At 69.0% G+C, this 16675-nt stretch carries 13 protein-coding genes; 6 read left to right on the top strand and 7 right to left on the bottom strand.

Features of this window, described 5'->3' with window-relative positions:
- Positions 1–6: 6 nt before the first annotated feature.
- The 3 genes from BOX37_RS25820 to sigE all read right to left on the bottom strand — a co-directional run bounded on the left by BOX37_RS25820 (position 7) and on the right by sigE (position 2706).
- Complete coding sequence (locus BOX37_RS25820) at positions 7–1539, bottom strand: S1C family serine protease (protein WP_071929896.1); 1533 nt, start codon at positions 1537–1539, stop codon at positions 7–9.
- Positions 1540–1549: 10 nt separating this feature from the next.
- Positions 1550–1912, bottom strand: a complete 363-nt coding sequence (locus BOX37_RS25815; RefSeq protein WP_071929895.1) for a hypothetical protein — start codon at positions 1910–1912, stop codon at positions 1550–1552.
- Between the two features lie 137 nt (positions 1913–2049).
- A complete protein-coding gene (sigE, locus tag BOX37_RS25810) occupies positions 2050–2706 on the bottom strand; it encodes an RNA polymerase sigma factor SigE (protein ID WP_071929894.1) in 657 nt (218 codons plus the stop codon).
- A 372-nt stretch (positions 2707–3078) separates the two neighbouring features.
- Between sigE and BOX37_RS25805 the strand changes: the two genes are divergently transcribed.
- A complete protein-coding gene (locus BOX37_RS25805) occupies positions 3079–3711 on the top strand; it encodes an O-methyltransferase (protein ID WP_420811566.1) in 633 nt (210 codons plus the stop codon).
- Positions 3712–3734: 23 nt separating this feature from the next.
- Here BOX37_RS25805 and glgC read toward each other — a convergent pair whose 3' ends face one another.
- Positions 3735–4952, bottom strand: a complete 1218-nt coding sequence (glgC, locus tag BOX37_RS25800) for a glucose-1-phosphate adenylyltransferase (RefSeq protein WP_071929892.1) — start codon at positions 4950–4952, stop codon at positions 3735–3737.
- 109 nt (positions 4953–5061) lie between these two features.
- Here glgC and glgA point away from each other — a divergent pair, with 109 nt between their 5' ends.
- A complete protein-coding gene (gene glgA / locus BOX37_RS25795) occupies positions 5062–6228 on the top strand; it encodes a glycogen synthase (protein ID WP_071931885.1) in 1167 nt (388 codons plus the stop codon).
- Here glgA and glgB read toward each other — a convergent pair.
- The 3 genes from glgB to BOX37_RS25780 form a co-directional block, all read right to left on the bottom strand.
- A complete protein-coding gene (gene glgB, locus BOX37_RS25790; RefSeq protein WP_071929891.1) occupies positions 6225–8384 on the bottom strand; it encodes a 1,4-alpha-glucan branching protein GlgB in 2160 nt (719 codons plus the stop codon). The two genes, glgA and glgB, sit on opposite strands and share 4 nt — an antisense overlap.
- Positions 8381–10384 (bottom strand): maltotransferase domain-containing protein, encoded by a 2004-nt coding sequence (locus BOX37_RS25785; RefSeq protein ID WP_071929890.1) that lies wholly within the window; start codon positions 10382–10384, stop codon positions 8381–8383. The genes glgB and BOX37_RS25785 overlap by 4 nt, the downstream gene beginning before the upstream one ends.
- Positions 10385–10494: 110 nt before the next feature.
- Entirely contained in the window at positions 10495–11085 is a 591-nt protein-coding gene (locus BOX37_RS25780) for a TetR/AcrR family transcriptional regulator (RefSeq protein ID WP_071929889.1), read from the bottom strand.
- A gap of 80 nt (positions 11086–11165) precedes the next feature.
- Between BOX37_RS25780 and BOX37_RS25775 the strand changes: the two genes are divergently transcribed.
- The 4 genes from BOX37_RS25775 to BOX37_RS25760 all read left to right on the top strand — a co-directional run bounded on the left by BOX37_RS25775 (position 11166) and on the right by BOX37_RS25760 (position 16503).
- Entirely contained in the window at positions 11166–11606 is a 441-nt protein-coding gene (locus BOX37_RS25775) for a VOC family protein (protein WP_071929888.1), read from the top strand.
- A gap of 133 nt (positions 11607–11739) precedes the next feature.
- Positions 11740–14310, top strand: coding sequence for an alpha-glucan family phosphorylase (gene glgP, locus BOX37_RS25770; RefSeq protein ID WP_071929887.1), 2571 nt, complete (start codon positions 11740–11742; stop codon positions 14308–14310).
- Positions 14311–14410: 100 nt separating this feature from the next.
- Positions 14411–15772 (top strand): NCS2 family permease, encoded by a 1362-nt coding sequence (locus BOX37_RS25765; protein ID WP_071929886.1) that lies wholly within the window; start codon positions 14411–14413, stop codon positions 15770–15772.
- 182 nt (positions 15773–15954) lie between these two features.
- Positions 15955–16503 (top strand): DoxX family protein, encoded by a 549-nt coding sequence (locus tag BOX37_RS25760; RefSeq protein WP_071929885.1) that lies wholly within the window; start codon positions 15955–15957, stop codon positions 16501–16503.
- Positions 16504–16675 lie beyond the last annotated feature (172 nt).

The raw sequence follows: 16675 nt of genomic DNA, 5'->3' as shown, positions 1-16675 counted from the left end.
CGCAGCTCAGTCGGATTCGAGGGTGACCGGCACGTCTACCTGCCTGCCATCACGGATCAACCGCACGTTCACCGTCTCACCGATCTCCTGCAGCTGCTCGGCCACGGTGAACTCGTCGGCGCTGGTCACCTCGCGGTCGCCGACCCGGACGATCACGTCGCCCTCGCCGATGCCGGCGCGGGCGGCCGGACCGCCGGGGGTGAGATCGGCCACCTCGGCGCCGCTCATCACGTCGTTGGCCACCGTTGTGGTGCGGACGGACAGGCGCATGGTGGCGTGGTGCATCTGGCCGTCGCGGATCAGCGTCTGGGCGACGTTCTGCATCACGTCGACCGGGATGGCGAAGCCGAGGCCGATCGAGCCGCCGCCATCGGTGCGAATGGCGGTGTTGATGCCGATCACCCGGCCTTCCATATCCACCAGGGCGCCACCGGAATTGCCGGGATTGATCGCGGCATCGGTCTGCACGGCATCGATGACGGCCTTGGTGTCGGTGCCCTCCCCACCCAGCTTGACAGGGCGGTGTAGTGCGCTGACGATTCCGGAGGTGACGGTCTTGCTCAGCTCGAGCGGCGAACCGATCGCCAGCACCTCGTCGCCGACCTGCACGTCGTCGGAGCGGCCCAGATCGGCCACGGTGAGGTTCTTGGCCTCGACCTTGAGCACCGCGAGGTCGGTCTTGGGATCACGGCCGACGATCTGGGCGGGCACCCGGGTGCCGTCGGAGAACTGCACCTGGATGGCGGACCGGCCGGACTTGTCGGTCGCGGCTATCGAGATCACGTGGTTGTTGGTGACGATGTAACCTGCGCCGTCGACCACTACGCCGGAACCGGTCGCTCCGTTGTCGCCCGCGGTGGCCCGGATCGACACGACCGAGGGCAGCACCGCGTCGGCGACGGCGGCGATCGGGCTGTGCGGGGTCTCGATGCCCGAGCTCTGGTCCAGGGTCACCTTGCGCGAGGTGAGCGTGGAGGCGGTCTCGGCGGTGATCCGCCCGACCAGTCCGCCGACGAGAGCGATCGCGAGCGCGAGCACGGCCAGCAGGGCGAGCGCCTTGGGCGCGACCCGGGAACCGAACAGCACCTCGCGCGCGGTCAGCTGGGGAGCGACGGGCAGGCGCTCGTCGGGCGTGGTCTTCACCGCGGGGGCACCGAGCCGGGCTGCGGCGTCCGGATCGCGCCACGGGTCGACCGGACCCGCGACGGCGGTACGCGACTGGTCGGCGTCGGGTTCGCGCTGCAGCAGCTCGTCGGAGCCGTCGGGCCGGGCGAAGGCCTCGGCCAGCACGCCGTCGGGCGGGCGCTGGGTGCTCGCCTGGTCGGCGGGCGTGGCGCCCGGCCGCTGTGGGTCGTGCGGACCGAACGAACCGGACTGGCCGTTCGGGCGACGGAACGCGCGCGCGGTATGGCTGTCGATGTGGGGCCGGTACACCGGGCGCGGGCCGAGGGTCGGCGCGTCGGAGGGCCGCAGATTGCCTCGGTTGTCCCCCGAATCCGAGTGCTCGGCCGATCCGGAATTCGTCGATTCGCCTGTCACGTCCGTGACTCTACTTGCGCCGCCAGGTTGTCCACCGGGTCGCGGTGAAGGAATCGGTGAGGAAACCGAGAAATGCCTCGTTCCGGCGCGGCGGTTCGGCGCCGGGGAGCTCGGCCAGCGGAATGCGGGTGAGGCTGTCGTGCAGGCTGCGCGGCACGTCGATCTCGGTGGCCCGGCGCAGCGCGATGCGCGCCTGCTGCTGGGCGTCGACCTCGGCCGCGCACTCGGGGCAGGCCGAGATGTGCTGGGCGGCACGCAGATACGCGTTCATGCGCAGCTCACCGTCGACATAGGCTGCGATCGCCTCGCTGGCCAGGTGCTCGGTGGGCTGAAAGCGGGGGGTACGACCCGAGGCGCTGTGGTCCACACTCATGCCCGCACCTCGACGCTCGGTTCCGGCACGACCGTGGGCACGGCCGTGTTCGTCTGCCGCTCGCTGCGCTCGCTCATGCGGAGTTCTTCCTTCCGACCGACATCAACCGAGAAGCCTGATGATGCCGGAACCCGGCGTCACCCTGCGTAGGCGTCAGCGGAGTACCGCTGCTCACTTCCATTATGCGCAAGGTACTCGCGCAGTGCCTGGCGCCCGCGATGGATCCGGCTGCGCACGGTGCCGAGCTTCACGCCCAGCGTCGCGCCGATCTCCTCGTAGGACAGGCCCTCGATGTCGCACAGGACCACCGCGGCGCGGAACTCCGGCGCCAGCGCGTCGAGTGCTTTCTGCAGGTCGGGGTCGAGGCGCGCGTCGTGGTAGGCGTCCTCGGGTGTGGGCCCCTCGGCGGGAACACGGTCGTAGTCCTCGGGCAGCGCTTCCATCCGGATGCGGTTGCGGCGGCGGACCATGTCGAGGAACAGATTGGTGGTGATGCGGTGCAGCCAGCCCTCGAAGGTGCCGGGTTGGTAGTTCTGCAGCGAGCGGAACACCCGGATGAAGGTGTCCTGGGTCAGGTCCTCGGCGTCCTGCGCGTCGCCGGAGAGGCGATAGGCCAGCCGGTACACCCGGTCGGCGTGTTCACGGACCAGTTCGTCCCAGGAGGGCATGACCGCGCGGTCGCCGGTGGCGTCGAAGGCCGCGGTGCCGGAGAGTTCGTCGAGCTGGTCGGCGTCGAGATCGGCGGGGAGAGTGTGATCGGGCAGTGGAGCGTTGGGACGCGCCGTGTCTACCATCGGAATGGGACACCTCCTACTCGGGACCGCTGGCACGAAACCTGCCGGTCCGGGTCAGCGAACCTTGCTGTCGGAATCAACCAGCAACTGTGTGCGGTTGTTCCCGTGCCTCGTGCCCGCCGCGATCGGCTGGCCTTGATAGGGCAACTATTTCCTGCCCTGGTATGGGTCAGGTGTGGAGACCCTGAGGGGGACCTGAGAATCCTGGCCGTCCTCGAGCCTAAACCCGCCAACTGGGGAAAAGCAGCAGTTCGGGATGGGTTGTGACCGATCCGCAAACTTCGGGCAATTTTTCGGACGGAGTACGACACTTGCCCCGATCAGCGCCTTCGCTGAATACACGGGAGGGGTCGGTGGCTTAGCCTCATAGCTGTGGCATCGAACGTGGAGCGGAACCTGGCCTATGTGGAGGAGTCCGTCGTCGAGGACGAAGTCCTCCTCGACGCGCGCGAGCGGGCCACCGAGTTGGGCGCCGCGCCCGTCCCGGCCTCGGTCGGCGCGCTGCTGAGCATGTACGCGCAGATGCTCGGCGCCCGCGCGGTCGTCGAAGTGGGCACCGGAGCGGGCATCAGCGGGTTGTGGCTGCTCGACGGCATGCGCGAGGACGGCACGCTCACCACGATCGATTCCGAACCCGAGCATCAGCGCGCGGCCAGGGAGGCCTTCCGCACCGCCGAGATCGCTCCCGCGCGGACCCGGTTGATCAACGGTCGCGCCCTGGACGTCCTACCCCGCCTGGCCGACGGCGCCTACGACCTGGTCTTCATCGACGCCGCCCCGATGGAACACCCGCACTACGTCGAGCAGGGCGTGCGGCTGCTGCGCGAGGGCGGTGCGTTCATCCTCAACAACGCGCTGCTCGGCGGGCGCGTGCCGGACCAGGCCCAACGTGATCCGGCCACCCAGGCGGTCCGCGCCGCCACCCGCGCGATCGCGGAGAACCCCGAACTCACCAGCGTGCTGATCCCGATCGGTGACGGCCTGCTCTGCGCCTCGCGCGGTTGACGGTTTCGCCGGCCGCCAACACCTCAGCTCACCCAGATGCCCTTGCCCACGGTGACCACGCCGCCGTTGCTGACCGCGAAACGCTCGCGGTCGCGTTCCAGGTCGACGCCGATGATCTCGCGTTCGCCGACCACCACGTTCTTGTCCAGGATGGCGTGACGCACCACCGCGCCGCGCCCGATGCGAACACCCGGCATGAGCACACTGCCCTCGACGGTGGCGCCGTCGTCGATCACCACGTTCGAGCTGAGCACCGAGTTGCGCACGGTGGCCGCGGACAGGATCGAGCCCGCGCCGACGATGGATTCCTGCGCGAGCCCGCCCTGGGCGAACTTGGCGGGCGGCAGGTTCTCGGCCGCGCCACGGATCGGCCAGTGCTTGTTGTAGAGGTTGAACACCGGGTGTACCGAGACCAGGTCCATGTGCGCCTCGTAGAAGGCGTCGATGGTGCCGACATCGCGCCAGTAGCCGCGGTCGCGTTCGGTGGCGCCGGGCACCTCGTTGTCGGCGAAGTCGTAGACCGCGGCCTGGCCCGACGCGACCAGCGCCGGGATGATGTCGCCACCCATGTCGTGATCGGAGTCGGAGTTCTCGGCGTCGGCCCGGATCGCGTCGACGAGCACGCGGGTGGTGAACACGTAGTTGCCCATCGACGCGAACGTCACGTTCGGATCGTCGGGGGTTCCGGGGGGATGGGCGGGCTTCTCCAGGAACTGGGTGATCCGGCCGGACTCGTCGGAGTCGATGCAGCCGAAGGCCCTGGCCTCGCTGCGCGGCACCCGGATCCCGGCCACGGTGACGCCCGCACCGGAGGCGATGTGGCTGGCGACCATCTGCTCCGGGTCCATCCGGTACACGTGGTCGGCGCCGAAGACCACGATGTAGTCCGGGTCCTCGTCATAGATCAGGTTGAGCGACTGCATGATCGCGTCGGCGCTGCCGGTGTACCAGCGCGGCCCGAGCCGCTGCTGGGCGGGCACCGGGGTGATGTACTCCCCGGTGAATCCGGACAGCCGCCAGGTCTGCGAGATGTGGCGATCCAGCGAGTGCGATTTGTACTGGGTGAGCACGCACAGCCGGAGATAGCCCGCGTTCACGAGGTTGCTGAGTACGAAATCGATCAGTCGGTAGGCGCCACCGAACGGGACCGCCGGCTTGGCGCGGTCTGCCGTGAGCGGAAACAGTCGTTTGCCCTCGCCACCGGCGAGCACGATCCCGAGTACGTGCGGCTGGCTCCTCACATGCTCAAAGTACAGGTCCGGCGGGACTACGGTGGCCCATGCCGACCCGAGGGTCTAATTTGGACCAGTGAGTTATGGCACTGATGGCGGCGAGGCGCGGGTGGATCCGCTGCGGGTCGCCATGCTGACCCGGGAGTATCCGCCCGAGGTGTACGGCGGTGCGGGGGTGCATGTCACCGAACTCACGGCTCGGCTGCGGGCGCTGTGCGAGGTGACGGTGCACTGTATGGGGGCACCGCGCAACGGTGCCGTGGTGCATCGGCCCGATCCCGAGCTCTATGCCGCCAATGCCGCGCTGCAGATGATGTCGGCGCAGTTGCGGATGGCGGATGCGGCGGGTGGGGTGGAGGTGGTGCACTCGCACACCTGGTACGCGGGTCTGGCCGGGCATCTCGCGGCGGCGCTGTACGGGATTCCGCATGTGCTCACGGCGCATTCGCTGGAACCGCGGCGGCCGTGGAAGGCCGAGCAGCTCGGTGGCGGGTATCGGCTCTCGTCGTGGTCGGAACGCACGGCGATGGAGCATGCCGATGCCGTCATCGCGGTGAGTGAGGGCATGCGCCACGACGTGCTCGACGCCTACCCGGCGATCGACGCGGATCGGGTCCACGTGGTGCACAACGGTATCGACGCGGCGGTCTGGCACCCCGGCCCGCCCGTCGGGGACGAGCGGCCGGTGCTGGAGCGGCTCGGGGTGCGTGCCGACCGGCCGATCGTCTCGTTCGTCGGGCGGATCACTCGGCAGAAGGGCGTCGGGCACCTGCTCGCCGCCGCAGCCGGTTTCGACCCCGGCATCCAGCTGGTGTTGTGCGCCGGGGCGGCCGACACCAAGGAACTCGAACGCGAGGTGGCCGCCGCCGTCGACGGGCTGCAGCGGCAGCGCGGGAACGTGTTCTGGGTCAAGGAGATGCTGCCCACCGAGCAGGTACGCCAGATCCTGGCCGCCTCGGCGGTTTTCGTGTGCCCCTCGGTCTATGAGCCACTCGGTATCGTCAATCTGGAGGCGATGGCGTGTGCGACCGCGGTCGTCGCCTCCGATGTGGGCGGGATTCCCGAGGTGGTCGATGACGGGGTCACCGGCCGGCTGGTGCACTACGACCCGAGCACGACGGGGGAGTACGAACGCGAGCTGGCCGCCGCGGTGAACGCGGTGGCCAGCGATCCGGCCGTGGCTGTTCGCTACGGCGAGGCCGGGCGGGCGCGCGCGATCGCGGAGTTCGACTGGGCGCGGATCGCCGAGCGCACGGTCGAGGTGTACCGGAGCGTGCTGCGCTAGGTGTAGGGCTGCGTCAGCCACAGGGCGCTGTGGGCGGCGAGGGTGACTGTCGCCGAGGCCGGGTGGCCGTGCCAGGGGGTTTCCTCGGCGGTGACGGCGCCGAGGTTGCCGATGCCGGAGCCGCCGTAGGTGGTCGCGTCGGTGTTGAGGATCTCGCGCCAGGTACCGGGGTGGGGCAGGCCGATGCGGTAGTTCTCGCGGGTCGAACCGGAGAAGTTGAAGACGCAGGCCACGGCCGACCCGTCGGTGGACCAGCGGAGGAAGGCGAAGACGTTGGCGGTGCTGTCGTCGGCCTCGATCCAGGAGTGGCCGCCGGGGGTGGTGTCCTGACTCCACAGGGACGGATGGGCGGCGTAGGTGTGGTTGAGGTCGGCGACCATGGTCGAGATGCCTTGGTGCAGGGGGTTTTCCAGCTCGTGCCAGTCCAGGCCGCGGTCGTTGTCCCACTCACGGAACTGGCCGAACTCCTGGCCCATGAACAGCAGTTGCTTGCCGGGGTGGGACCACATGTAGGCCAGCAGGGCGCGCACGCCGCTCGCCTTGGCGAAGTCGTCGCCGGGCATGCGGGTCCACAGGGTGCCTTTGCCGTGCACCACCTCGTCGTGGCTGATCGGCAGCACGTAGTTCTCGCTCCAGGCGTAGACCAGGGAGAAGGTCATCTCGTTGTGGTGCCAGGAGCGGTGGATCGGGTCGCGGCCCAGGTAGCCGAGGGTGTCGTGCATCCAGCCCATGTTCCACTTCATGGTGAAACCCAGTCCGCCGACATCGGTGCCCCGGGTCACGCCGGGCCAGGTGGTGGACTCCTCGGCGATGGTGACGACACCGGGGTGCGCGCGGTGCACGGTGTCGTTGAGTTCCTGCAGGAAGTCGACGGCTTCCAGATTCTCTCTGCCGCCGTAGATGTTGGGTTCCCAACTGCCGTCGGGGCGCGAATAGTCCAGGTACAGCATGGAAGCCACCGCGTCTACGCGCAGGCCGTCGATGTGGAACTCCTCGATCCAGAACGCCGCGTTGGCGACCAGGAAGTTGCGCACCTCGTTGCGCCCGAAGTCGAAAACGTAGGTGCCCCAGTCGAGTTGCTCGCCGCGGCGCGGGTCGGGGTGCTCGTAGAGCGCAGTGCCGTCGAAGCGGGCCAAGGCCCACTCGTCCCGCGGGAAGTGCGCGGGGACCCAGTCCAGCAGGACCCCGATCCCGGCGCTGTGCAGGTGGTCGACGAAGTGGCGGAAGTCGTCGGGCGAGCCGAATCGGGAGGTCGGCGCGTAATAGGAGGTGACCTGGTAGCCCCAGGAGCCGCCGAATGGATGCTCGGCGACCGGCAGCAACTCCACATGGGTGAAGCCCATCGCGCGCACGTAGTCGGCCAGCTGCTCGGCCATGTCGCGATACCCGAGGCCGGGTCGCCACGACGCGAGGTGCACCTCGTAGATGCTCATGGGGGAGCGGGTGGCATCGGTGCGGGCCCGGCGGTCGAGCCAGTTGCCGTCGGTCCACACGTGATCGGCGCGCGCCACCACCGACGCGGTGGCTGGCGGCACCTCGGCGGTGAAGGCCAGCGGATCGGCATGGTCGACGACACGACCGTCCGCACCGTGGATCCGGTACTTGTAGCGCGTGCCCGGCCCCACTCCCGGCACGAACACCTCCCACACCCCGGAGGTGCCGAGGGCGCGCATCGGGGTGGAGGCGCCGCCCCAGCGATCGAAATCGCCGAAGACGGTGACACCGCGGGCATTCGGGGCCCACACCGCGAACGAGGTGCCGTCGACATCGCCGTCGAGGGTGGTGTAGTGGCGTGGATGGGCGCCGAGCACTTCCCACAGCCGGGTGTGGCGGCCCTCGCCGATGAGGTGCAGGTCGAACTCGCCGACGGTCGGCAGGAAGCGGTAGCCGTCGGCGGCGATCGCGGTGGGGGCGCCGGGGTACGCGGTGCGCACGCGGTAGTCGTCGATCTGTGGATACGGCAGGGTCGCGGCGAAGACGCCGTGGCCCAGCGATTTCAGCGGATGCTCGGCGTCGCCGACCAGCACCGACACCGCGTCGGCGTGCGGGCGTAGTACGCGCACTGCGGTGCCGTCGTTGTGGGGGTGCGCGCCGAGGACGGTGTGCGGGTCGGGGTGGGTGCCCGCCGCCAGCAGCAGCAGGTCGCGCCGCTTCATCGCAGCGTCCTGCGGTAGGCCAGTGGGGCGCGGGCGGCGGCGGGGATCGCGGGCAGCGCGAGGATGTGCGCGACCGCGCGGGCTGGGTCCAGGCGGAGGAAATTGTGCTGCGCCCAGTGGTATTCCTCGCCGCTGACCTCGTCGAACACCACCGGGTGGTCGTGCCATTCCCGGCCGATGGCGGGCAGGTCGAGCGAGATGTGGCCCTGCTCGGCGGCATACGGGTTCAGGTTGATGATCACCAGGACCGCGTCGCCGCTGACCGGGTCGAATTTGGAGTAGGCGATCAGCGCGTCGTTGTCGACGTGGTGGAAGTGGATGCAGCGCAGCTGTTGTAGCGCGGGATGATTGCGCCGGATCTCGTTCAGTCTGGTCAGCCACGGTTCCAGCGATTCGCCGCGGGCCAGTGCGCCCGCGAAATCGCGGGGGCGCAGTTCGTACTTCTCCGAGTCGAGGTACTCCTCGCTGCCCGGGCGGACCGCCTCGTGCTCGAACAGTTCGAAGCCGGAGTACACGCCCCAGGTGGGCGCGAGTGTCGCGGCGAGCGCGGCGCGGATGGCGAACATGCCGGGGCCGCCGTGCTGCAGGCTCTCGTGCAGGATGTCGGGGGTGTTCACGAACAGGTTGGGCCTGGCCTCGTCGGCCTTGGCCGCCAGCTCGTAGCCGAACTCGGTGAGCTCCCACTTGTGCACGCGCCAGGTGAAATACGTGTACGACTGGCTGAAGCCGCGCCGGGCCAGACCGTAGAGCCGGGCGGGGCGGGTGAACGCCTCGGACAGGAAGATCACGTCGGGATCGGTGCGGCGCAGCTGGGTGATCAGCCATTCCCAGAAGTCGGCGGGTTTGGTGTGCGGGTTGTCGACGCGGAAGATGGTGACGCCCAAGGAGATCCAATGCCGGACGACGCGCAGGACCTCGGCGTAGAGGCCGTCGGGGTCGTTGTCGAAGTTGACCGGGTAGATGTCCTGGTACTTCTTCGGCGGGTTCTCCGCGAAGGCGATCGTGCCGTCGGGGAGGGTGGTGAACCATTCCGGGTGGGCGGCGACCCACGGATGGTCCGGGGCGCACTGCAGGGCCAGGTCGAGGGCTACCTCGAGGCCGAGTTCGGTTGCCGTGGCGACGAATTCGGCGAAGTCACGCTCGGTGCCCAGCAGCGGGTGGACGGCGTCGTGGCCGCCCTCGGCCGAGCCGATCGCCCACGGCGAGCCGACATCACCCGGCTCGGTGGTCAGAGTGTTGTTGCGGCCCTTGCGATTGACCTCGCCGACCGGGTGGATCGGCGGCAGATACACCACGTCGAAACCCATGCCCGCGATGCGGGGCAGCTCGCGGGCCGCGGTCGCGAAGGTGCCGTGGACCGGGGCGCCGTCGGCATCACGACCGCCGGTGGAGCGGGGGAAGAACTCGTACCAGGAACCGACCAGCGCGCGGCGGCGTTCCGCCAGCGCCGAGAACTGGGTGCCGCGGGTGACCATCTCGCGCAGCGGGGTCACGCGGAGGATCTCGGCGACCTCCGCGCTGAACGCGGGCGCGACTCTGGCCGGGAGGTGATCGTCGGCGCGCAGCGCGGTGGCGGCGGCGCGGAGTCGTTCGAACTGCTTCTTGGGGACCGCTTGGGCCGCACGCTCGAAGAGGGTGGCGCCGATCTCCAGGTCGTTGGCCAGGTCGGCGGCGGTCTGGCCGACGGACAGCTTCGCCTCCACCGCCGAACGCCACGTCGCGATCGGGTCGCTCCAGCCTTCGATCCGAAAGGTCCAGACGCCCGGGGTGTGCGGGGTGAACACGGCGTTGAAGACGTCGGGTTCGTAGTCGGGGGTCATCCGGATGCGGGTGATCCTGGACGAGCCCGGCGCGCGCACGGCCAGGGTGGCGGCCACCGCGTCGTGGCCCTCGCGCCAGACGACGGCGCGGACGGGGAAGACCTCGCCGACGGCGGCCTTGGCCGGGCGGCCGCCGGGGATGGACGGGGCGATGTCATCGATGGCTATCCGGCCGGTCACCGCACAAACGTACTGCATGGTTGGCGCGCTGGCGCGCGCGAACCGGCCGCGTCGTGGCCGCCGCCGCTCGGGGTAGCGGGTGCGGGGCCGGGAGTGCGGTCATGGCGGTTTCAGGGGGTTCGGAGGCCGGTGAGCAGGCGGTTCAGGGCGGTGATGGTTTCCGGGAGGGCCTTCGGGTCGGGGGTGGTGGCCAGCCAGAGGGCGGCTTCGTTCATGGCGCCGGAGAGGAGCTGGGTGAGGGGGGCCACCGGTTGGGCGGGGAGGGTGCCGGCGTCGATCAGGGCTTGGAGGGCTTCGCCGAGGTGACGGGCGGAGTTGGCCTCGTCCATGGCTCGCCATTCGTGCCAGCCGAGGACCGAGGGGCCGTCGATCAGCATGATCTGCTGGATTCGGGGGTCGGTGCAGGCGCGCAGGAAAGCGGCGCAGCCGGTGGTGAGCTGGGTCCAGGGGTCGGGTTCGGCGTCGGCGGCGGTGGCGACCTGGGTGCCGACCTCCCCTTGGACCTGGGTGAGGACGGCGCGGAACAGCTCGGCCTTGCTCTCGAAGTGGTGGTACAGGGCGCCCTTGGTGACGCCGGCGGCCGTCACGATCTCCGAGAGGCCAACAGCGGCATAGCCTTTCGCGGCGAACAGGCGTCTGCTCTCGCGCAGCAGCGTGCGCCGGGTCTCCTCGCGCTGTTGTGCGCGCGCTGTCGATGCCATCGACTGTCCTCCCATTGACCTACCGTTGGTATGTGAGCTACTCTACGACACATACCAACGGTATGTGAAAGGTGAATGTCATGAGACTGAGCAGCTTCTATCCGGTTCTCGCCACCACCGAGCTCGCGGCGGCACGCGACTTCTACACGGGCTGGTTCGGGTTCGAGATCACGTTCGAGGCCGACTGGTACATCAGCCTGCGACGGCCGGGTACCGACGGCGCGCCCGACTACGAACTCGCCCTCCTCGACCCCACCCACCCGACCGTCCCGGCCGGGTACGGCAAGCCCGTCCAGGGCCTGTTGCTCAACTTCGAGGTCGACGACGTCGACGCGGAATGGGAACGCCTCGTCGTCACCGGTGGCCTGTCCGCCCAACTCGACATCCGCACCGAGGATTTCGGCCAGCGCCACTTCATCGTCGCCGACCCGGCGGGCGTCCTGATCGACGTGATCACCGAAATCGCGCCCGCTCCGGAATTCGCGGCCCAGTTCACTCAGGACCACACCGCAACCCACTGATCGCAGGGACGGGGTAGCTTCCCGGCCACCTCCCGGTCCGCCGTTCGGACCGCGAGATCGACTGTCCACAGTCGAGCCACCGGGCGACCCGCTGAATACCCGGAGACGCGGAACAGTCGGTACTGTTCGGTTGGTGAAGGCACTTCGTCGGTTCACTGTCCGGGCCCATCTGCCTGAGCGGCTCGCCGCGCTGGCCGAGTTGTCGACGAACCTGCGCTGGTCGTGGCACGGCCCGACGCAGGATCTGTTCGCCGAACTCGACCCGCAGCGGTGGCGCACGCTCGGTCAGGATCCCGTGCGGATGCTGGGGGAGGTGCCCGCCGAGCGGCTCGACGAACTCGCCGCCGATCCGGCGTATCTCACCCGCGTGGACGCGGCCGCCGCGGGACTGCGCGACTATCTCGCCCGCCCGCGCTGGTTCCAGGAGCAGACCGGCACACAGGTCGCCGGCATCGCCTACTTCTCCATGGAGTTCGGCGTCACCGAGGTGCTGCCCAACTACTCCGGTGGCCTCGGCATCCTGGCCGGTGACCATCTCAAGGCGGCGTCGGATCTCGGACTGCCGCTGATCGGCGTCGGGCTGCTGTATCGCTCGGGGTACTTCCGGCAGTCGCTGTCGGCCGACGGCTGGCAGATGGAGCACTACCCGGCGCTGGACCCGCAGGGGCTGCCGCTGCGGCTGCTCACCAGTGACGGGTCACCGGTGCTGATCCACGTGGGCATGCCGGAGGGGCGGGTGCTGCGGGCCAGGGTGTGGATCGCGCAGGTCGGTCGGATTCCGTTGCTGCTGCTCGATTCCGACATCGCCGAGAACGATCCGGAACTGCGCGCGGTCACCGACCGGCTCTACGGCGGCGACCAGGATCACCGGATCAAGCAGGAGATCCTGGCCGGGATCGGCGGTGTCCGCGCGGTGCGCGCCTACACCCGCGCCAACGGGCTGCCCGATCCCGACGTGTTCCATATGAACGAGGGTCACGCCGGATTCCTCGGCGTCGAGCGCATTCGCGAATTCGTCGCGGGTGGACTGGATTTCGACACTGCCCTCGCGGCGGTACGGGCCGGGACCGTCTTCACCACGCACACCCCGGTACCTGCCGGGATCGACCGGTTCCCGATGCCGTTGGTGCGCAGGTACTTCGGCGGCGCGCACGGTGAGTCCGAATCCGCGCTGCTGCCGGGGCTCTCGGTCGATCGGATTCTCGCCTTCGGCCGGGAGGCCGACCCCTCGGTGTTCAACATGGCGCACATGGGTTTGCGGATGGCGCAGCGCGCCAACGGCGTGTCCGAACTGCACGGTCAGGTCAGCCGGGAGATGTTCGCCGCGCTGTGGCCCGGCTTCGACGCGGCCGAGGTGCCGATCGGCTCGGTGACCAACGGAGTGCACGCGCCGACCTGGGCCGCGCGCGAATGGATCGACAAGGCCCGCGAACTCGTCGGCCCCGAACTGGTCGAGGAGGCGCGCGGCTGGGAGAAGCTCAGCGATGTCGACCTCGGACAGCTGTGGTCGACGCGAAACACCTTGCGCGGCGTGCTGATCGACGAGGTACGGCGCAGGCTGCGCGACTCGTGGCGCCAGCGCGGCGCCGCCGAGGCCGAACTGAGCTGGATCGATGACGTCTTCGACCCGGACGTGCTCACCGTCGGCTTCGCCCGCCGGGTGCCGACCTACAAGCGCCTCACCCTGATGCTGCGCGACCCCGAACGCCTGCGCGCGCTGCTGCTCGACCCGAAGCGCCCGGTGCAGCTGGTGGTCGCGGGCAAGAGCCACCCCGCCGACGACGGCGGCAAGGCACTCATCCAGCAGGTCGTGCGCTTCGCCGACGACCCCGAGGTACGCCACCGCATCGTCTTCCTGCCCGACTACGACATGTCGATGGCCCGCTACCTGTACTGGGGTTGTGATGTGTGGCTGAACAATCCGCTGCGCCCGCTCGAGGCGTGCGGCACCTCGGGAATGAAGTCCGCACTCAACGGCGGGCTCAATCTGTCCATCCGCGACGGCTGGTGGGACGAGATGTACGACGGGGAGAACGGCTGGGCCATCCCCACCGCCGACGGCGTGCGCGACGAGCAGCGCCGCGACGACCTGGAGGCCTCGGCGCTGTACGAACTGGTCGAACGCACCGTCGCGCCCCGCTTCTACGACCGGGACGCCACCGGTGTGCCGGTCCGCTGGACCGAGATGGTGCGCCACACCTTGCAGACCACCAGCCCCAAGGTGCTGGCCTCGCGCATGGTCCGTGACTACGCCGAGCAGTACTACGGGCCGGCCGCCGCCGCCTTCGAGCAGGTGGCCGGTGACGACTTCGCGGGGGCGCGGCACATCGCCGAGTACCGGCGCCGGGTCGACGCGGCCTGGCCGTCGGTGCGGGTGGCCCAGGTCGACAGCTCGGGGCTGCCCGACACCCCGGTGATCGGCGCCGAGCTGGCCCTGCACGCGCGCATCGAACTGGGCGGGCTCGCACCCTCGGACGTGATCGTGCAGGCGGTGCTCGGCCGGGTCTCGCCGACCGACGACCTGTCCGACACCACCACGATCGCGATGACGCACTCCGGCGGTGACGACGGCGCCGAGCTGTACTCCGTGCGGGCGCCGGTCCCGCTCTCGGGCGCGGTCGGCTACACGGTGCGTGTGCTGCCCCACAACGCGCTGCTGGCCGGTGACGCCGAGCTGGGTGTGGTGTCCGTCGCAGGCGCGTGACCACGACGGCCTGACACGACAGTCGGGTTGTTCGATTCAGTGAACTTTCCGCTACCGTTCCTGGGCATCCTTCTTCTCTGAAACCCTGGACTGGAGAGTCATGGCCAGCGATGTCCTCACCCGCGCCCGAGGGCGCATCGACGGATACTTCGGTGTCACGTCGAGCGGGTCCACGTTCCGGCGCGAGGCGATGGCGGGCACGGTCACGTTCCTGGCCATGTCGTATGTGCTGGCGGTGAACCCGTCGATCCTCGGTGACGAGGGTCCGTTGGGTGACCAGGGCATCCCGATGCAGGCGGTGTTCACCGCGACGGCGGTGGCCGCGGTCTTCGGCACGCTGGTCATGGGCATCTGGGCGCGCTATCCCATCGCGCTCGCTCCCGGCATGGGCTTGAACGCGTTCTTCGCCTTCACCGTGGTGCTCACCATGGGCATCCCCTGGCAGGTGGCGTTGTCGGGCACCTTGCTCTCGGGCGTGATCTTCTTCGTTCTCGCGGTCACGAAGATCCGGGAACGGATTCTCAACGCCATCCCGATCCAGATGAAGTTCGCGGTCGGTGCGGGAATCGGGTTGTTCGTCGCGTTCCTCGGCTTGAAGAACGCGGGCATCGTCGTGAGCAGCGACGCCACCCTGGTCACCCTCGGTGACTTCACCGAGGGAACCACACTGCTCGCGTTGTTCGGCCTCGTGCTGACCGTGGTCTTCTTGGTGATGGGCTGGCACGGTGCGGTGATCTACGGCATCGTCGCGACCACGATCCTCGGAATGGTGACCGGCCTGGTCGGCGTGCCCGATGGGATCGCCGAGATGCCGAAGGGGCTGGATCAGACCTTCGGTCAGGCCATCATCCACCTGCCCGATGCCTTCACCGGGCAGATGATCGTCGTCGTGCTCACGATGTTGTTCGTCGACTTCTTCGACTCCTCCGGCACGCTGATCGGGGTGGCGAACCAGGCTGGTCTGCTCAACAAGGACGGCACGCTGCCGCGCGCGGCCAGCGCGCTGGCCGCGGACTCGGTCGGCACGACGGCGGGGGCGATCATCGGTACCTCGACCACCACCGCGTATGTGGAATCGACGGCGGGCGTCTCGGCGGGTGGCCGGACCGGTATCACCGCGGTGACGACCGCGGGCTGGTTCCTGCTCGCGATGTTCTGTTATCCGATCTTCTCGGTGATCGCCGGGGCGAGCGAGGTGACCGCGCCCGCGCTCATCGTGGTCGGCGTGCTGATGTCTCGGGCCCTCGGTGACATCGACTGGCAGCGGCTCGAGTACTCGGTGCCCGCGTTCATCACCGTGATCATGATGCCGCTGACCTATTCGATCGCCAACGGTCTGGCCATGGGCATGATCTTCTACCCGATCGTGATGGTGGCCAGGGGCCGCGCCAAGGAAGTGCACCCGGTGATGTGGGCGCTGATGGTGCTGTTCCTTGGCTACTTCTTCTTCCTCGTCGAGTAGCGGCGCACGCGGATGCTGTGTCTATACTTAGGCAAGCCTAGCCAAGCTTGAAAGAGTCTTGGGAGACCCTGGTCGGCTAGGCCACGACGGCTTGATCTGAACCACCGGCGAAGAGGCCGCTCCGCGAGGGGGCGGCCTCTTCGCTCGTCATGGGCAAGTTTCGAATCGCAGATGAGGACACGATGACCGACACCGCTACGCGCACCACCGCTTCCAATCCCACCTCCACCGCTGCCGATCAGGTCCTGGGCAGCGACATCGGCCTGCTCGTACTGCGCGTCGTCTTCGGCGGCCTCTTCGCCGCACACGGCGCCCAGAAACTGTTCGGGTGGTTCGGTGGAAACGGCTTGGACGCGACCATCGACGGTTTCACCAAGATGGGCTACAACCCCGGCGAACTGTTCGGCACCCTGGCCGGCCTCACCGAATTCGTCGGCGGACTCGCCCTGCTGCTCGGCTTGTGCACCCCGCTGGCGGCGGCCGTGATCCTCGGCACGATGATCAACGCCATCTACCTCACGTTCGATGACGGCCTGCTCGGCAGCGGCGGGTACGAACTGGCTCTGCTGTACGCGGTGCCCGCGATCACGCTGGCGTTCACCGGGCCTGGACGGTTCTCGCTGGATCACGGGCGCCCGTGGGCGCGCCAGGGTCTGGTGTGGGGCAGCGCCGCTGTCGCGCTCGGCGTTGTCACCGCCATCACCACCCTGATCCTGAAGGCTGTGTTGTAGGAGCGCTGGCGCGCTCGAGTTCGCGCCCCCGGCGGTCCCGCCGATCAGGCACCGTTGCTTGCTCCTTCGTCGCGTACGCCACGGCGCCTGATCGGCGGGACGGGCGCGAACCGCCGACTGCGTCGGCGATCCCTCCTCGAGGTCGGGATGTGCGGGGTTGGGTTGTTGGAGC

Source organism: Nocardia mangyaensis (assembly GCF_001886715.1).
GTDB classification, from domain to species: domain Bacteria; phylum Actinomycetota; class Actinomycetes; order Mycobacteriales; family Mycobacteriaceae; genus Nocardia; species Nocardia mangyaensis.
This window is presented reverse-complemented; position numbering and strand designations above follow the sequence as displayed.